The 18339-nt window shown below is 31.2% G+C and carries 9 protein-coding genes, 10 tRNA genes and 3 rRNA genes; all 22 read right to left on the reverse strand.

The genetic code is table 11. The features are described 5' to 3' along the window. Nucleotides 1-8 precede the first annotated feature (8 nt). A complete protein-coding gene (locus AMYT_RS09970; protein ID WP_228197857.1) occupies nt 9-2381 on the reverse strand; it encodes an AAA family ATPase in 2373 nt (790 codons plus the stop codon). Next, nucleotides 2365-3480: a metallophosphoesterase family protein gene (locus tag AMYT_RS09975; RefSeq protein WP_114842400.1), complete on the reverse strand. Its 1116-nt coding sequence runs from the start codon at nt 3478-3480 to the stop codon at nt 2365-2367. Before AMYT_RS09975 ends, AMYT_RS09970 begins: the two co-directional genes overlap by 17 nt. A 187-nt stretch (nt 3481-3667) precedes the next feature. Further along, on the reverse strand, nt 3668-4204 hold the full coding sequence (locus tag AMYT_RS09980; protein WP_114842401.1) for a hypothetical protein: 537 nt from the start codon (nt 4202-4204) through the stop codon (nt 3668-3670). 867 nt (nt 4205-5071) lie between these two features. Next, nucleotides 5072-5187 (reverse strand): 5S ribosomal RNA (gene rrf, locus AMYT_RS09985). A 114-nt stretch (nt 5188-5301) separates the two neighbouring features. Next, nucleotides 5302-8215 (reverse strand): 23S ribosomal RNA (locus tag AMYT_RS09990). Between the two features lie 275 nt (nt 8216-8490). Then, a tRNA-Ala gene (locus tag AMYT_RS09995) sits at nt 8491-8566 on the reverse strand. A gap of 19 nt (nt 8567-8585) precedes the next feature. Beyond that, nucleotides 8586-8662 (reverse strand) — tRNA-Ile (locus tag AMYT_RS10000). 85 nt (nt 8663-8747) lie between these two features. Further along, nucleotides 8748-10264 (reverse strand): 16S ribosomal RNA (locus AMYT_RS10005). The 16S, 23S and 5S rRNA genes sit together here with 2 tRNA genes alongside, the layout of an rRNA operon. A gap of 383 nt (nt 10265-10647) precedes the next feature. After that, complete coding sequence (locus AMYT_RS10010) at nt 10648-13257, reverse strand: ABC transporter substrate-binding protein (RefSeq protein ID WP_114842402.1); 2610 nt, start codon at nt 13255-13257, stop codon at nt 10648-10650. Between the two features lie 74 nt (nt 13258-13331). After that, nucleotides 13332-13406, reverse strand: a tRNA-Gln gene (locus AMYT_RS10015). A 4-nt stretch (nt 13407-13410) separates the two neighbouring features. Beyond that, nucleotides 13411-13487, reverse strand: a tRNA-Thr gene (locus tag AMYT_RS10020). An 8-nt stretch (nt 13488-13495) separates the two neighbouring features. Further along, nucleotides 13496-13572: transfer RNA gene (locus AMYT_RS10025), tRNA-Met, on the reverse strand. 23 nt (nt 13573-13595) lie between these two features. Then, nucleotides 13596-13672 (reverse strand) — tRNA-Met (locus AMYT_RS10030). A gap of 9 nt (nt 13673-13681) precedes the next feature. Beyond that, nucleotides 13682-13758, reverse strand: a tRNA-Gly gene (locus tag AMYT_RS10035). 45 nt (nt 13759-13803) lie between these two features. Further along, a tRNA-Gly gene (locus tag AMYT_RS10040) sits at nt 13804-13880 on the reverse strand. Between the two features lie 3 nt (nt 13881-13883). After that, nucleotides 13884-13960, reverse strand: a tRNA-Ile gene (locus AMYT_RS10045). A gap of 26 nt (nt 13961-13986) precedes the next feature. Further along, nucleotides 13987-14077: transfer RNA gene (locus tag AMYT_RS10050), tRNA-Ser, on the reverse strand. A gap of 128 nt (nt 14078-14205) precedes the next feature. Then, nucleotides 14206-14904, reverse strand: a complete 699-nt coding sequence (gene pyrF / locus AMYT_RS10055) for an orotidine-5'-phosphate decarboxylase (protein ID WP_114842403.1) — start codon at nt 14902-14904, stop codon at nt 14206-14208. Nucleotides 14905-14906: 2 nt separating this feature from the next. Further along, a complete protein-coding gene (gene nusB / locus AMYT_RS10060) occupies nt 14907-15302 on the reverse strand; it encodes a transcription antitermination factor NusB (RefSeq protein ID WP_114842404.1) in 396 nt (131 codons plus the stop codon). Continuing rightward, a complete protein-coding gene (gene ribH / locus AMYT_RS10065) occupies nt 15302-15772 on the reverse strand; it encodes a 6,7-dimethyl-8-ribityllumazine synthase (RefSeq protein WP_114842405.1) in 471 nt (156 codons plus the stop codon). The genes nusB and ribH overlap by 1 nt, the downstream gene beginning before the upstream one ends. 78 nt (nt 15773-15850) lie before the next feature. Then, the gene (gene kdsA, locus AMYT_RS10070) at nt 15851-16648 is read right to left on the reverse strand and encodes a 3-deoxy-8-phosphooctulonate synthase (RefSeq protein ID WP_114842406.1); all 798 of its coding nucleotides are present in this window, start codon (nt 16646-16648) and stop codon (nt 15851-15853) included. After that, nucleotides 16645-18336, reverse strand: coding sequence for a potassium channel family protein (locus AMYT_RS10075; RefSeq protein ID WP_114842407.1), 1692 nt, complete (start codon nt 18334-18336; stop codon nt 16645-16647). Before AMYT_RS10075 ends, kdsA begins: the two co-directional genes overlap by 4 nt. Between the last annotated feature and the right edge of the window lie 3 nt (nt 18337-18339).

Below are 18339 nucleotides of genomic sequence, written 5' to 3' on the forward strand. Positions count from 1 at the left end.
GCTACTTCTTAAAGTTCTATAACCTTTTCAAACATCTCTTTTATCTCCATTTCATGGCTTATTAAAAATATTTGTCTATATTGTTCTTTAATTGTATGAAAAGCTTCTAAAATCTCAAGCCTTCTACTTTCATCTTGGCTACCAAAAACTTCATCAAAGGCTAAAAATCCTATTTGTGAAGTTCCATTTAATTCACCTAATGTTTTTGAAATAGCTATTCTTAAAACTAAGTTTGCCAAATCAACTTCCCCACCACTAAACCGTTCAATTGGATATTTTTTACCATCATCATAAATATAAAAATCAAAGTCATTTGAAACCTCAATTAATTGATATTTTCCTTTAGTGATTTTTGAATACATTAAAGAAGCAATTTGAGAGATTTTTGGAGCAACTTTAGAATTTATTTTAGTTTTAAATTCTCCCATAGTGATTTTTAATTTTGTATAATCATTTAAATCCTCTATTTTTTGTTGAAGTTTTGTTTTTTGAAACTCATTTTCTTCTAGCTTTTTATTAATAGAGTTTATTTCACCTTTTATTTTTGACTCTTCTAATTTTTTATTATGAATTAGCTCTAAAAAATCCTCTTTCGTTTTTAAATTTTTTTGATATTCTTCTTTTAAAGCAAAATACTCTTTTTCATTATAAGAAATCTTTTCATACTCTTCTTTTTGTTTTACTAATTCTAAAGCTAATATCTCTTCTTGTTTTTTATATTCACTTATAGATTTAAGTAAACTTTCTTCTCTTTGAAGTTGAACTTCTAAACTTAATATATATTCATACTTTATTTTTACTTCTTCAAACTCTTGCTTTAATTTATTATGTTCTTGTTCTTTATAGATATATTTTTCTAAAAGCTCTATTTGTTCATTATTCTCTTTTCCCCTTAATTCTATATCACTTAAATAAGCTTTTGAATTTATTAAAGCCTTTTTTTTATCATTAAGTAGAGTTATTTTACTATGTAGCTCTTTTTCTTTTAAAATTAAACTATCAAGATATGTTTGTTTTAATTGTATTTTAGAAACATATTCATTTAACTGTTTTTCAAAAACTAAAATATTTTTTTTATTATTAGTTTCAATTTGAGAATATAAAGAATCTAAAACCTTATCATAATCTTCTAATAATTCCCTAGTACAAGTAGGACATTTTGAATTTTTACCTAAGGTTTTAATAGTTTGTATTTTTTCATTTGTATCATTTATTATCTTTTGTTCACCAGCAATTTTATCTCTTAAATCTCTTTCACTTATTTTTTTATCTTGTAACTGCTTTTGAGTAATTTCAATATCTTGTTTTAATTGTTTTTCTTCTTTTTCTAAACTTGGCAAGAAAATAAGTTCATCTTCTAAAGTTTTTATTTGTTCCTTTTGATTTTTATAAGAGTGTCTTAATTCCTCTTGCTGTTTTATTAACCCCTCTTTTTTTAGATATTTTTCTTTTAAAGCCTCTTGTTCTTTTATTTTTTCTTGTAATTTTATATATAAAGTTTTAATATTTTTAGATTTTTCATACTCAATTTTTTTATTATTTAAAATAGTAAGTTCTTCTTGCAACTTTGTATTACTTACTTTTATACTTTGTATTTTTGAGCTATTTACTTTTATTTTAGAATCTAAACTATTTTTTTGTTCTTTTATCTTTTCAAAAATTTCCAATTGCTTTTTTAAAGTCTCTTCTTTTTGCCTAACTTTATCAAGCTCTTTTTGTCTAAATAATATTTTATCTTGAAGAGTTTTTAATACTTCATTATGAATTTTAATTAATTTGTTGTATTCATCAATTTGCTCAATACTTAATAAAAAAGAAGAAAAACTTTTTATATCTCTATTTAAATCTGTGATATTTTCTTGTAAAAACTTCTCTATTAAATCTATTTTTTCTAAACCTAATAGTTTTCTAATCATCTTTTTTCTTTGTTCATTATCCAAACTACTTAAACTAGTAAGTTCTTTTTGAGAAGCAAATAATGTATGAAGAAAAGCATCTCTATTCATCTTAATAAGAGTTATTATACTTGTTGTAACATCTTTGGCTCCTGTTACAACTAATTCATTATTTTTAAAAAATTTTGCATATGCTACTAAATTCTTACCTCTAAATTCCCTTTGAATTATATAAATATTTTCATCAAACTCAAACTCTAATTCAACTTTTACTTCTTCTTTTTCATTGGCATTTACATTTTTTATAAGTTCTTTTGAATCATTATTTTTTAGTTTTCCATATAAAGCAAAACAAATAGCTTCAAAAATAGTTGATTTGCCACTGCCATTTTTACCTATTATTCCGACTAATCCATCATTAAACTCTAAAGAAAACTCTTTATACTTTTTAAAGTTTTTTAAACTAAGCCTAGATAGAATCATCATAATTCTCCTCATACTTAGCAAATAACTCATCAGCTTTTAATTTTAATCTATTAAACTCTTCACTACTACAACTATTTTCTAAAAATTCAGTAAAATAATCTTTTAAACTAATAGCTTGAATATCTTCAAAAACTTGATTTTCTTCTTTTATAAATTCTCTTTTTACAACAACTTGTAAGGCTTGATTAAAATATTGTTTTAATTGTTGGTTTGAAATATCAATTGATTTTAAAGCAGTTAAATTTTTAATTATAATTTCAATAATAAAACCTTTATATTTTTCAGGCTCTATTTTATTTAACTGCTCATCAAAAGTTAAAGCATCTATTTCAAAAGAGATGAAATCTCTTATTTTAATCTTATGAAATTCAACTTTTAACTCTTTAGTTAAATCAGCTAAAATAAACCCTTTATTATTTCTTTTATCTCCTAAAGAAGTTCTTTCACTACTTCCACTATAATATACATTATTAAATTTGCCTACTTTAGAAAAACCATGCCAATGTCCTAAAGCTACATAATCCATTTTTTCAAATAGATACTCTTTTTCTTTAGGATAAACAAATTCACCAAATTCACTCATTAGAAAACTAGCTCCTACACTACAATGAAGCATCATTATATTCTTCTTAGTTTTACTTATACTATTTTCTAAAGTTTCTAAATGCTTATATATGCTATTTTCATCATTTAAATGAGCAATAGTGTGAAATACTATATCTTTAAACTCAAACTTTTCATATTTACAAGAATAAGCACAAAAAATATTTTGAAAGTTATTAAAAATTGATAAAATAGGTTTTGCTTGAATTGTTCTTGGAGTTGAATGGTTTCCTGCAATCAAAATTATGGGAATATTTAAATTATTTAGCTGATTAAATTTTTCTAAAGCAAAAGAAATAGCTCTATTACTTGGGCTACTTCTATGAAATAAATCACCAGTATGTATAATATAGTTTGGCTTAATTACTTCTATTTTTTTTACAATATCATCAAAAGCCTTATAAAAATCAGCTTCCCTTTGATTTATTCCATCACTTGTTAAAACATCTAAATCATTAAATCCCAAATGAGTATCACTAAAATGTACTATTTTCAAACTTCAATTTCCAATCTTTAATTTTATTATATTATTTTGCTATTAAATTTTATAAATGTCACGATTTTATTATATCCAAAAAGTATAATACACCTTTAAAAATTAAGGTGTATTAAATGTTTAGTTTTTCAACAATGATTACTGTAATAGTAGGTTTATTTTTAGCATTAGTTATTAGTGTAATTATCTAATTAAATAAATAAGGAAGGTCTCTTTTTAAACTTTCACATAATTCTTCATTTAAGAAAAGTTTTGCAAAATCTCTTGTTCTATTCTTATATGCAAAAGCACAAATATATCTATTTTTTTGAATAATATTTATTGCATGTTCTAAATTTACTTTATTTTCTTCATTAGAATTATAGTATTTATACATAACTTCAAGTGGTTTTTCAAAATTAGTATCTTTAAAAAATACAACACTTTCATCTAAAAATTCAATAACATTCTCTTTTCCAGATTTTATATTACAAAAGGCTTCTTGAATATCTTCCATTCGTAGTTCAAATTTATAACCTGCTAAAAGAAGTTTTTTTACATTTTCAATATCATTTTGTTGAAAGTAATATTGTAATAATAGTTTAAAATAGTGTTCTTGTAAATCTTCTTCTTGCGTAGATAATTCATCTAAGATAATATCAGCATCTTTTATTTTTCCATTTGCAATAAATTCATTATGAAAAACGCCTATTTGACCGATTATCTCATGTAGTCTATCACTCATATATTTTCCTTAAGTATAATATATATTATAGCTTGATTATATTAATAGCATATTAACATATGACAATTATCTTTATTATAAGATTAATCCTCATATAAAAAAACAACCAAATAAAAACCTTCTTGTGAAAAAAGCCAGACTTTATTTAAGCCAAAAATAGGAAGATAATTTTCGAGAAAGCCTGAGGATTGTTTGAAATAAAAAGAGTGATTTTTATAAGTTATAGCTTATACTTTTTATTTCATTAAAGTTAAATTACTAGATAAAAGGGTGAGCATTTGAAAAATAGCGTAAAGAATATTTTTTAAAATTCGTAAAGAAATTGTAACTTGTTTGAGGCAAGAATTTGCCGAGTCTTACAATTTTAGGATTTAAAAAAAGATTTAGCGTAATTTTTCATCTAGCGAACGATTTTTTTTGTTTACTTTTTTTATAAAAAAAAAGTATTTTAGTCTAAATATTAATTATTGAAATATATATTTATAAGTAGAAAATACAATAAGAGAATAAAACTTTTTATATTTCTTTTTTTAATTACCTTTCTTTATCCGTAAAGAAAGGTACAAAGAAACTCCCAGACAAGTTATTGAAGGCATAAATGCTTCCCAAAAATATTATTCTAATTTTCTGCCTTGCGGAACTTATAAAAAAAGTGAATTTATCACTCTTTTTATTTCAAACAATCCTCAGGCTTTCTCGAAAATTATCTTCCTATTTTTGGCTTCAATAAAGTCTGGCTCTTTTTCTAGTAATCAAAGATAAAAGTAAAATATATATAAAAAAACAAGGTAAAAAAAAAGCCTCTATCGAAATCAACAGTAAATATTGACTTAGATAAAGGCTAAATTGTTATATAAAAAACTCAAGAGCTGGCAGAGACCTACGTTTCCACAACTGAAAGCTGCAGTATTATCAGCGCTGAAGTGCTTGACTTCCAGGTTCGGTATGGGTCTGGGTATTTCCACTTCGCTATATCCACCAGCAAGTTGAGTGATAAAAATAGTTCTTCTATTCTTAACACTCAACTTTGTGAGTTTTTTGTTAAAGTCTTTTACACAACTTTTATATTTAATAAGATAGTAAACCAAAGAATTGTAAAAAAAAAGCCAAACGATCTATTAGTACTAGTCAGCTAAACAACTTTCATTGATTACACATCTAGCCTATCAACCTCTTAGTCTTAGAGGGATCTTCAGGGAAAGTTCATCTTGGAGTTGGCTTCGAGCTTAGATGCTTTCAGCTCTTATCTCATCCGTACGTAGCTACCCAACGATGCTCTTGGCAGAACAATTGGTACACCAGTGGTACGTTCATCCCGGTCCTCTCGTACTAGGGACAAATCTCCTCAACTTTCCTACGCCCACGGAAGATAGGGACCGAACTGTCTCACGACGTTCTGAACCCAGCTCGCGTACCGCTTTAAATGGCGAACAGCCATACCCTTGGGACCTGCTCCAGCCCCAGGATGCGATGAGCCGACATCGAGGTGCCAAACCTCCCCGTCGATGTGAGCTCTTGGGGGAGATCAGCCTGTTATCCCCGGCGTACCTTTTATCCTTTGAGCGATGGCCCTTCCACTCAGAACCACCGGATCACTATGACCGACTTTCGTCTCTGCTCGACATGTACGTCTCACAGTCAGGCTAGTTTATGCCATTATACTCAGCTGGCGATTTCCATCCGCCATGAACTAACCTTTGTAAGCCTCCGTTACTTTTTAGGAGGCGACCGCCCCAGTCAAACTACCCACCAGACATTGTCCTAGTAGAGGTTTACTCTACCTAGTTAGTAACTCAAATATTCAAGGGTGGTATCTCAAGGGTGGCTCCGACTCTACTGGCGTCTAGTCATCTTAGCCTCCCACCTATCCTGCACATGAATATCCAAGCTACAGTGTCAAGCTGTAGTAAAGGTGCACGGGGTCTTTCCGTCTTTCCGCGGGTAGGAGGAATTTTCACCTCCACTACAATTTCACTGGATCCCTGGTTGAGACAGCTCCCATCTCGTTACGCCATTCATGCAGGTCGGTATTTAACCGACAAGGAATTTCGCTACCTTAGGACCGTTATAGTTACGGCCGCCGTTTACTCGGGCTTCAATCAAATGCTTCGATTGCTCTAACATCATCAGTTAACCTTCGAGCACCGGGCAGGCGTCACACCTTATACATCCACTTACGTGTTAGCAAAGTGCTGTGTTTTTGGTAAACAGTCGGGAGGGACTCTTTGTTGCAACCTTTCTAGCTTTTTGAAGCAAGTTCATATACCAGAGGAGGCACACCTTATACCGAAGATACGGTGCTAGTTTGCAGAGTTCCTTAACCAGGGTTCTTCCACGCGCCTTAGAATACTCATCCCACCCACCTGTGTCGGTTTACGGTACGGGCAACATATAATATACTTAGTGGCTTTTCTTGGCACGACAGTATCATCGATTCCAAACGCTCTCCTAAAAGATTGTTCGGCCTGTAAGATCTCGGTCTCGTGATACCCGGATTTGCCTAAGTATCAACCTACTTCCTTCGAGCCACACTTCCATCAGTGACCTCGATTAACTCTATGCGTCCCCACATCGCGCTTATATGCTGGTATTGGAATATTAACCAATTTACCATCGTCTACCCCTTTCGGACTCGACTTAGGTCCCGACTAACCCTACGATGACGAGCATCGCGTAGGAAACCTTGGGTTTTCGGCGTTGAGGATTCTCACCTCAATTATCGCTACTCATGCCTGCATGCTCACTTCTATCCGCTCCAACGCTCCTTACCGGTACATCTTCTACGCTGAATAGAACGCTCTCCTACCACTCATATATAATATGAATCTAAAGCTTCGGTGTACATCTTAGCCCCGTTATATTTTCCGCGCAGAATCACTAGACCAGTGAGCTGTTACGCTTTCTTTAAAGGATGGCTGCTTCTAAGCCAACCTCCTGGTTGTCACAGTAACTCCACATCGTTTTCCACTTAGATGTAACTTTGGGACCTTAGCTGTTAGTCTGGGTTGTTCCCCTCTCGACATATGATTTTATCACCCTACGCCTGACTCCCTAGATTCCACATGTAGTATTCGAAGTTTGATAGGGTTTGGTACCGCGGTGAGCAGCCCTAGCCCATTCAGTGCTCTACCCCTACATGCTACTTCTAGAGGCTATACCTAAATATATTTCGGAGAGAACCAGCTATCACGAAGTTTGATTGGCCTTTCACCCCTATCCACAGGTCATCCGGAGGCTTTTCAACGCCTATCGGTTCGGTCCTCCACTGGCTCTTACACCAGCTTCAACCTGCCCATGGATAGATCACTTCGTTTCGGGTCTGCAGCATCTGACTTAGTCGCCCTATTAAGACTCGCTTTCGCTACGGCTTCGTACTTGACTTAACCTTGCCAGATACCACAACTCGCAGGCTCATTATGCAAAAGGCAGTCCGTCACCCTGTTAAAACATAGGGCTCCGAATGATTGTAAGCTAATGGTTTCAGGTTCTATTTCACTCTCCTCGCTGGAGTACTTTTCACCTTTCCCTCACGGTACTTGTTCACTATCGATCTGTAAGTAGTATTTAGGGTTGGAGGGTGGTCCCCCCGGCTTCAGTCAAAATACCACGTGTTCCGACCTACTCAGGATACCATTTGAGCTATTGATAATTTCGTATACAGGAGTATCACCTTCTATGCTATAGCTTTCCAACTATTTCTACTATCATCTTTAGTCTCTTATTATGGTCCTTCAACCCCCTATGCAAGCATAGGGTTTGCCCTCTTCCGCGTTCGCTCGCCGCTACTTACGGAATCTCGTTTGATTTCTCTTCCTCTGGCTACTGAGATGTTTCACTTCACCAGGTTAGCCCCCCGTAGGGTAACATAATCTTCATTATGCTGGGTTGTCCCATTCGGAAATCTTCGGATCAATGCCTCTTGACGGCTCCCCGAAGCTTATCGCAGTCTAGTACGTCCTTCATCGCCTCTTACAGTCTAGGCATCCACCATTAGCCCTTAATAGCTTTCTTTGTATAAATTAAATATTCCTATTTAATCTACCTTTGATAATTATTCCTTGGCTACTATCTTATTAAACATAAGATAGTTGTGTTTTCTTTTTTGAAATTTTATTTTTTATTAAAACTTTCGTTTCAATAAAACTCTTTCGAAAAATTTAAAGACTTTAACATTGTGTTTTTAAATAACTTTTAGGTTTTTTAAACCTAATATAAAAACTAATCTCTTTTAGTTCTTATATTAAGTTTCTTTTCTCACCTTATTTTCTTCTTTTTTATTTATAAGTTGGTGGAGAATAGCGGGATCGAACCGCTGACCTCCTGCGTGCAAGGCAGGCGCTCTCCCAGCTGAGCTAATTCCCCATAAAGATTATCTTTCTTATGGTGGGCCTAACAGGACTTGAACCTGTGACCTCACGATTATCAGTCGAGCGCTCTAGCCAGCTGAGCTATAGGCCCCTTTCACCTATCTTTAAATAATCTTTATAAACTGAATATATTGACTTTCAGATTAAGAATTGAATCTTAATCTGTTTTTTCTCTGAAAGGAGGTGATCCAACCGCAGGTTCTCCTACGGTTACCTTGTTACGACTTCACCCCAGTCGCTGATTCCACTGTGGAAGGTAGCTATCTTAGCATCCCTGCTTCGAGTGAAATCAACTCCCATGGTGTGACGGGCGGTGAGTACAAGACCCGGGAACGTATTCACCGTAGCGTAGCTGATCTACGATTACTAGCGATTCCAACTTCATGTAGTCGAGTTGCAGACTACAATCCGAACTGGGAGGTATTTTTGAGATTTGCTCCACGTCACCGTATTGCTGCTCTTTGTATACCCCATTGTAGCACGTGTGTAGCCCTGGTCGTAAGGGCCATGATGACTTGACGTCGTCCTCACCTTCCTCCTACTTGCGTAGGCAGTCTCGTTAGAGTTCTCAGCCGAACTGTTAGCAACTAACGACGAGGGTTGCGCTCGTTGCGGGACTTAACCCAACATCTCACGACACGAGCTGACGACAGCCGTGCAGCACCTGTATGTAAGTTCTAGCAAGCTAGCACTATTCTATCTCTAAAATATTCTTACTATGTCAAGACCAGGTAAGGTTCTTCGCGTATCGTCGAATTAAACCACATGCTCCACCGCTTGTGCGGGTCCCCGTCTATTCCTTTGAGTTTTAATCTTGCGACCGTACTCCCCAGGCGGTACACTTAATGTGTTAACTGCATTACTGCCATATCTAGTATGGCAACAACTAGTGTACATCGTTTAGGGCGTGGACTACCAGGGTATCTAATCCTGTTTGCTCCCCACGCTTTCGCGTCTCAGCGTCAGTTATGTTCCAGTAGATCGCCTTCGCAATCGGTATTCCTTCTGATCTCTACGGATTTTACCCCTACACCAGAAATTCCATCTACCTCTCCCATACTCTAGATTGACAGTTTCAAGAGCAGTTCTATGGTTGAGCCATAGGATTTCACTCCTGACTTATCGATCCGCCTACACGCTCTTTACGCCCAGTGATTCCGAGTAACGCTTGCGCCCTCCGTATTACCGCGGCTGCTGGCACGGAGTTAGCCGGCGCTTATTCATATAGTACCGTCATTATCTTCCTATATAAAAGGAGTTTACGCACCGAAATGTGTCATCCTCCACGCGGCGTTGCTGCATCAGGGTTCCCCCCATTGTGCAATATTCCCCACTGCTGCCTCCCGTAGGAGTCTGGACCGTGTCTCAGTTCCAGTGTGACTGATCATCCTCTCAAACCAGTTATGCGTCATTGTCTTGGTAGGCCATTACCCCACCAACTAACTGATACAATACAGGCCAATCCTTTACCGATAAATCTTTCCCTTGCATACTTTAGTATTAAAGGCATATAGGACATTAGCAGTCGTTTCCAACTGTTATTTCCTTGTAAAGGGCATGTTACCTATACATTACTCACCCGTGCGCCACTTAGCTGACAAATATAGCAAGCTATATCCCGTTCTCGTTCGACTTGCATGTGTTAAGCACGCCGCCAGCGTTCACTCTGAGCCAGGATCAAACTCTCCAAAAAGTGTTTGAAACTGACTAATTATGTAACTCTATTTGTTACAAAATTATCACTCATTGTTTTTTAATTAAAATTAATTAATTAAATTTTTGTTATAGACGAAGAATTTTCTATTCTTCTTGTTTTTCATTGTCATATATATTCAGTTTATAAAGATTACTTTTCTTATAAACTTTTTGTTTTTAAAGAACTCAATTTCTATCTCTCCCGCTTCTTAAGCGTTCCAGCGAATTTGGACGGGAATTATAATAGATTTTTTACCCCTTGTCAAGGGTTTTTCCTAAATTCTAACTTAAATTTTTAACTTTTTTAATTTCTTTCTATCTTGTATCTCTATTTTTATTTACTTTATCTATATTTTATGGTCTTTTAAATACTTATATTACTTATGCTTGCATTTTTTGAGGAATTTTTATTTTAAATAAAGCCCCATATAATTCTTTGTTTTCAAAAGTATAAGAGATATTTTCTACACTTATTTCTCCATTCATATGTTTTGTAATTATCTCTTGACTCATATAAAGACCAATGCCTGTTCCTTGTGCCTTATGCTTAGTAGTAAAATAAGGTTCAAAGATTCTATCTTTTATATCTTCACTTATTCCACCTGCATTATCTTTTATTTCTATTATCAAATCTTTTTTACTTTTATATATATCTACAAAAATATATCTATTATCTTCTTTATTATTTAATTCTAAAGCATCTTTTGAATTATTTAAAAGATTTATTATTACTTGAATTAACTCACTATCTAAACCTACTAAATCAACATTTTCTATTTTTTCAATAATATTAATATTTATAGATTCATATTTAGAGTTTATAATATTTTTAATTTTAAAATATACATTCTTAATATTAAAAAAGACAATTGATTTATTTGGTTCATAGAAGTTTCTAAAATCTTCAATTGTTTTAGATAAGTATTGTGCAGTTTCATTTATTGTATCCATTGACTCTATAAGTTTTGTTTCATCTAGAATATCAGCATTTTTTTGCATTGCGATACCACTTGCTGTAGTAGAAATAATAGATAAAGGTTGTCTCCATTGATGAGCAATATTTTCCAGCATTTCTCCCATAGCAGCCATTTTTATTTGTTGAGAAAGTAGTCTATCTTTTTCTCTATTTCTTTCAACTTCTTCTTCAACTCTTTTTTCTAATGATTCATTTAATTTTTTTAGTTCTTTTGTCTTTTCATCAACTTTTTCTTTTAATACTTCATTTATCTTATTTAATAATCTTTGTCTATAAAGTAAAATTAGAAAAACAATAAAAAAGAACAGTAAAATTTTCCAAACTAAAGAATAATCAAAAGTTTTTTTATATTCAATACTTATCCATTTATTAATAATCTTTTGTTTTTCAAAATCATCAATTGAATCAATAGATTTATTTAAAATATTTTTTAAAAAGTTATCATCTTTTTTAACTGCTAAAAATAAAGGTAAATTATCTTTTATTTTTCCAGAAATTTTAATATCAGTTAAATAATATTCTTGAATTTGAGTTGAAATAGTAGCAATTGTATCAATTTGTGCAAATAGTTTTCCTTTTAATACTTTTTCTAATCCTTGTTGAACATTATCAACTTCTACTATATTTAGTTTTGGGTATCTTTTTTTTAAAAACTGTATAAAAGTAATATCTTTTACAACGCCTATTTTTTTATCTTTTAAAGAACTCATATTATCAATAAAAGAAACATCTTTTTTAGTAGCAATTACCAAAGGAATATCTATATATTTTTTTGTAAATACTAAATCATCTTTTAAAATTGAAAATAAAGAAGCAGAAGATAATAAATCACATTTTTTTTGTTTAATAAAAGATATAGATTCATTCCAAGAAGAAGTATTTACTAAATTAAATTTTAAATTACTACTTTTTTGTAATAGTTCTACAATATCTTTTAAAATCCCTTGATACTCTTCATTACCATTTTTTTCTAAAGAGATTAAATTAGGATTTATACAAATATTAACTTCTTTTCTATTTTTTATATACTGTTTTTCACCTTTTGTAAATAAATTATAATTATTATCATATATAAAATCAGAAATTAAAATTGTTTTATTTGTAAGTCCCATTACATTATATAAATCAAAAATTCTTTGAACTTTCTCTTTTTTTATATCACCTAAATTTGCATTTTTATAGTATGCTAATTTTTTAAGTTCTTTTCCTTCATATATTAAAGCATCTAAAGAGATATTTTGTTCATTATATTTTTCAAATATTAGTTTTGCTGTTTCTTCAATATTTGAAAAAGCATATTCCCAACCTCTTAAAGAAGCATTTTTAAAATCTATTACTCTTTGTTCATTATTTTTAATTTCATATTCACTTGTAAATAAAAAATCACTATACATATCAAATCCAAAATCTTTTGGATAAAAAACATTATAACCAATATTCATTTTTTGTAAATCATAAGGTGTTTTAGAAATATATGCAGAAATAACATCTGTTTTTTTATTTACTAAATCCATAATATTATGAGAATGTTTTAAAAAGTTTAATTTTTTAAAATCAACTTTTTGTGAGCTTATCATTGCTTTTATTGATACTTCACTAGCATCATCAATTGTAGTCATAATTCTTTTATTTACAAAATTTCTAATTGAATTAATTCCTGTGTTATCTAAAGAGAGCAATATTAAAGGGGAAGCTTGAAATAAGGCATATAAAGCAACTATATTTTTATTATTACTTCTATCTAAAAGTAAAGTTTCTCGCCCTACTGCAAAAGTAGCTTTTTTATTATGTACTTCATCAGGTGCATTTATTCCAAAATCAAATTTTTTAATTTTAACATCCATGCCAACATCTTTGTAGAAACCTTTTTCTTTTGCAATATAATATCCAGCAAATTGGAATTGATCAAACCATGATAATTGAAGAGATACCTTATCTAGTTCTTTGGCAAATGAATATTGAAAATGAAATAAAATAAATAATAAATAGATTAAATTTTTAAGTTTAAATATCAAATATTAATCCTAATTTTTTTATTTTAGTATAACAAATATAGATTGAATTTTTGATTATTTTTGAAGTATTAAAGTGGATGGGGTAGCAGGATTCGAACCTGCGAATGACGGTACCAAAAACCGTTGCCTTACCGCTTGGCGATACCCCAACAATGGAGCTGGTGAAGGGACTTGAACCCCCGACCTGCTGATTACAAATCAGCTGCTCTAGCCAACTGAGCTACACCAGCTTTATATGTGGTGTCAAGAGAGAGACTTGAACTCTCGACCTCCGGCTTATGAGACCAGCGCTCTAGCCAGCTGAGCTACCTTGACATATAAAGATTTTTTATTAATTTTGGTTGCGGAAACAGGATTTGAACCTGTGACCTTCGGGTTATGAGCCCGACGAGCTACCTGGCTGCTCTATTCCGCGATATGATAATGGAGCGGGAGACGAGACTCGAACTCGCGACAATCTGCTTGGAAGGCAGAAGCTCTAGCCAACTGAGCTACTCCCGCAAAATTGGATTGAAATTATATCAATCAAAACTTAAAATAAAATAATGGAGCGGGAGACGAGACTCGAACTCGCGACAATCTGCTTGGAAGGCAGAAGCTCTAGCCAACTGAGCTACTCCCGCGTATGGTGGGTCATGAAGGACTCGAACCTTCGACCACTCGGTTATGAGCCGAGTGCTCTAACCAGCTGAGCTAATGACCCACTTTCTCATTATTTATTTTAATAAATGGCGGACAGAGAGGGATTCGAACCCTCGGTACCGTTACCAGTACGCTTCCTTAGCAGGGAAGTGGTTTCAGCCAACTCACCCATCTGTCCATAATTCGTTTAGCTTTTAAGTAGTTCCTTAAAAACTGGATGGGAATTATAATGGTTACACACTTAATTTCCACTTAAATTTTTTGATATTTTTTATAAAATAGTCAAATTTTATAAAATTTGACTATTTATATCTGTTTTAATATTTTTTCTACTACTTCTTTTGGTTCATTTGCTTTATATATAGGTCTTCCCACAACTATAAAATCAACTAACTCTTCTTTTGCAAAATTTATATCTGCAACTCTTTTTTGATCACCTGAATCTTCACCAAAAGGTCTAATACCAGGACAAAGAGTTATAAAATCTTTTGAAGTACTATTTTTTATATCTTTACTTTCATATGCAGAACAAACAACACCATCTATTCCAGATATATATGTATCTATTGCAAACTGTGTTGCTTTTGTATTTATATCTTCATTATATACAGCTTTAAAACTATCATTATCAAATGAAGTAAGTGCAGTTACCGCTAATACTAATGGTCTATTTGGAATATCTTTTATTCTTTGCATTACAGTTTTCATAGCTTCTGTTCCTGCACTTGCATGAACATTAAACATATCAACTATTCCAAACTTTGATATTTCTTCAGCTGCATCTGCCATAGTATTTGGAATATCATAAAGTTTTAAATCCAAAAATATTTTAAAATTAGAATTTATTTGTTTTAATTGTTCTAAAAATGCCTTTCCATCTCTTATATAACTTCTAAATCCAACTTTTAACCAAACATTATCAGTTATATTTTCATTATTTATTTTTTTTACTAATTCTAAATTTTCTTTTGCAGTAGGTAAATCCAATGATATACATAATTTCACAATTATGCCCTTTTAACTTTATCTAACACACCATTAATAAATTTAGGTGCATTATCACTTGCAAGTCTTTTAGCAAGTTCAATTGCTTCATTTATAATAATAGGTTTATCTAATTTTTCAAAAAGTGTTTCATATACAGCAAGTCTTAAAATTGCTTTTTCTACATTTCCTAAATCATTTAAGCCACCTTGATTTAAATGACTCTGTATTTCATTATCTATTACTTCTAAATTATTTATAACCCCATTAAAAAGATTTAATGCAAAATCTTTTTGTTTATTTCTAATCTTTTTATCTTCTAAAAGATCATCCACATATTTAATAATTCCATCATTTCCTAAATCTACTGCGTATAATAATCCTATAACTGATTCTCTAGCTTGTGTTCTTGTTGCCATTATTTTCCTAACTCATTGTATAAATCTAACATTTCAATGATAGTTACCATTGCTTCTGCACCTTTATTTCCAACTTTAGAACCTGCTCTCTCAATTGCTTGTTCAATTGTATCAGTTGTTAATACTCCATTTGAAACAGGTTTACCATATTTTAAAGTAACTGTTGCTATACCTTTTGTAGCTTCTGCTGAGATATAATCAAAATGAGGAGTTGCTCCTCTAATTACTGCACCAACACAACATACAGCATCATATTTTCCAGTTTCAAGTGCTTTTTCTAAAGCAAAAGGAATTTCAAATGCACCTGGAACTAAAATTAAATCTAAATTCTCTTCATTTCCACCATGTCTAATAAAAGCATCTCTTGCACCTTCAACTAATCTATCAGTGATAATGTGATTAAATCTTCCATTGATAATAAGGATTTTTTCATCACCTTTTAATCTTAATTTTCCTTCTATTATGTTCATTTTTTCTCCAATAAAATCTTCTTTTTAATTTATTATTTTTTGGATTATATCCAAAAATATATTAATTCGCAGGACTGCTTAATTTTTTAAGGCTTCTTTTATAGCAAATATCTCTTCAACTGTTTTATATAATTTATCAACTTGAAGCATATTAGGACCATCACTTTTTGCAATACTTGGATTTATATGAGTTTCAAAAAAGAAACCATCAACACCAACAGCAGCAGCAGCTTTTGCCATATAAGGAACAAAATCTGAATTACCTCCTGTTGTTCCACCTGTACTTGGAATTTGTACTGAATGAGTAGCATCAAAAATTACAGGAGCATACTCTCTCATTAAAATTAAGTTTCTCATATCTACAACAAGAGCCCCATATCCAAAAGTATTACCTCTTTCACAAAGCCAAACACCATTGTCTTTAGAAACTTGATAATTTAGTTCTTCAACTCCTCTTGTTTGAAGAACTTTTTGAACAGGATGTTTCATAGAATCAGCAGCTAAAAACTGACCTTTTTTAATATTTATTTTTGCATTTGTTTTTGCAGCTGCAACTAATAAATCAGTTTGTCTGCACAGAAAAGCAGGGATTTGTAAAATATCAATAACCTCAGCAGCAGGTTTAGCTTGATATGATTCATGAATATCAGTAATTAATTTATATCCAAATTGTTTTTTAATCTCCTCAAAGATTTTTAATCCTTCATCTAAGCCAGGTCCCCTATATGAACTTATACTTGTTCTGTTTGCTTTATCAAATGAAGCTTTAAAATAAAACTCTACTCTTTTATCTTCACTTAATGGTTTTAATTTTTCAGCAATTTGCATTACTGTATCTCTATCTTCTAAAACACATGGTCCTGTTAATATAATCATTTAAATAATCCTTTTAAAATTGTTCTTTTTTCTTTACCTGTTAAGGCATAATAAAACTCATATATATTTTGTGCAATATATTCCATATCATTTTTAGCATGTAAATCACAAGCAAATAAAATTTTATCATCTAATTTTAATTCAAACTCCCAAGAAGGAAGTAAAATTTCTTCATTATTTCTTAATAATAATAAAGGAACTATATTATTTTTTAGTTCTTTATTATGTAATGATACTCTAAATATATTTAGAGATAACTCTTGCTTTGTTTTTAAATATCTAGTAATTTCTGGTGCATCTTCAAAATTTATTTCAACTTCAAATAATAAAGGATTTTCATCAATTGTTTCAAATAATCTTCGAACTAATTTTGCAGCCCAAGCTTCATCTTTATTTGAAATACTTCTAATAAAAACATCAGAAAGGGGATTTATTAAAGCATTAGTTGTTTTATTTATTAGAATTTTTGCTGGCATAAAAATATGATCAATATTAGCATTTTCAAAAATAGAAAAATCTTCCATTTCATTTTCTCTTACAATAGTCATAATTTTAGGATTTAATTTTTTTGCAGTTGCTAAAATAGATAAATTAGTTGTATCATTATTTGTTGCAGCAATAATTGCCACAGAATCTCTTATTCCAATTTCAATTAAAGTATCTTTATCATCAGCATTTGCATAAGTTAGTGAAGTTGTTCTATTTTTTATATAATCAATATTTTTATTAGAATCTATTTCAATAAAATGAGCTTCAATATTATTAGTTTTTAATTTATCATATACACTTTTTCCCATTCTTCCAAATCCACAAATTATATATTTACCTTTAGGGAAAAGAGGAAGTGCTGAGTTTAAAGTATCAACTTTATATAGCCATTTTTCAAGCTTTAATAAATTTGGGGCATTTAATGCCATATTTATTTCATTTGAAATTATTAAAAAAGGGTTTGCAATTATTTCAACATCCAAATCTTTTAAATTTTCTGAATGATTTTCTGTTGTTGATTTTATGGCAAGTTTTACATTTTTATTTAATAGTTTAGAAGTAAGTGCTATTCTAAGATTTAAAGAATCATCTTCAAATAAAGAAACCAATCCCTTGCAGTTATGTTTTTTAATTCCTGCTTCTTCTAAAGCTACAGAACTATGAGCATCAGCAATTAGTAAAGGAACTGTTGGAGTAAAGTTTTCAAGAAGTAAATCATTTCCTCTTTCTTCACTTTTTTCAATTACAACTGTTCTAATATCTTGTTGAATTGCTCTTTTTATAATTTCACTTGTAATTTGATTATAGCCTAAAACAATAATAAACTTTTGTTTTAATCTTTTAATTTGCCTTCTAAATTTACTTTTTTCTATTTCATTTAAAAAAAGTTTATCTTGTAAAAGTCTAACTAAAGACCCTACTCCATAAAACCATCCAACAACAGTAATATAAATAGAAATACTAACCCAAATTCTTTGAGAATATGTAAATTCATAAGGAGTTTCACCAAAACCTATTGTTGTAGCCATATAACTTACAAAATAAAAAGCATCAAAAATAGACATATGGTAAGGATTACCATTTGCATCCCTACCATCAATAATTAATAATCCTGTAATTGCTATTGTATAAGCAACAATTATTACTAAAAAGGGTATTCTCATCCTATAAAGAATGATGAATAGTGAACTATTTCTCACTTA

Source organism: Malaciobacter mytili LMG 24559 (genome assembly GCF_003346775.1).
Lineage (GTDB): Bacteria > Campylobacterota > Campylobacteria > Campylobacterales > Arcobacteraceae > Malaciobacter > Malaciobacter mytili.

Bases quoted from the DNA above. Each gene is read 5' to 3' on its own strand.
- AMYT_RS09970 (WP_228197857.1), bottom strand. From the start codon at position 2,381: ATGATGATTCTATCTAGGCTTAGTTTAAAAAACTTTAAAAAGTATAAA.
- ribH (WP_114842405.1), bottom strand. From the start codon at position 15,772: ATGAACATAATAGAAGGAAAATTAAGATTAAAAGGTGATGAAAAAATC.
- kdsA (WP_114842406.1), bottom strand. From the start codon at position 16,648: ATGATTATATTAACAGGACCATGTGTTTTAGAAGATAGAGATACAGTA.
- AMYT_RS09980 (WP_114842401.1), bottom strand. From the start codon at position 4,204: ATGAGTGATAGACTACATGAGATAATCGGTCAAATAGGCGTTTTTCAT.
- nusB (WP_114842404.1), bottom strand. From the start codon at position 15,302: ATGGCAACAAGAACACAAGCTAGAGAATCAGTTATAGGATTATTATAC.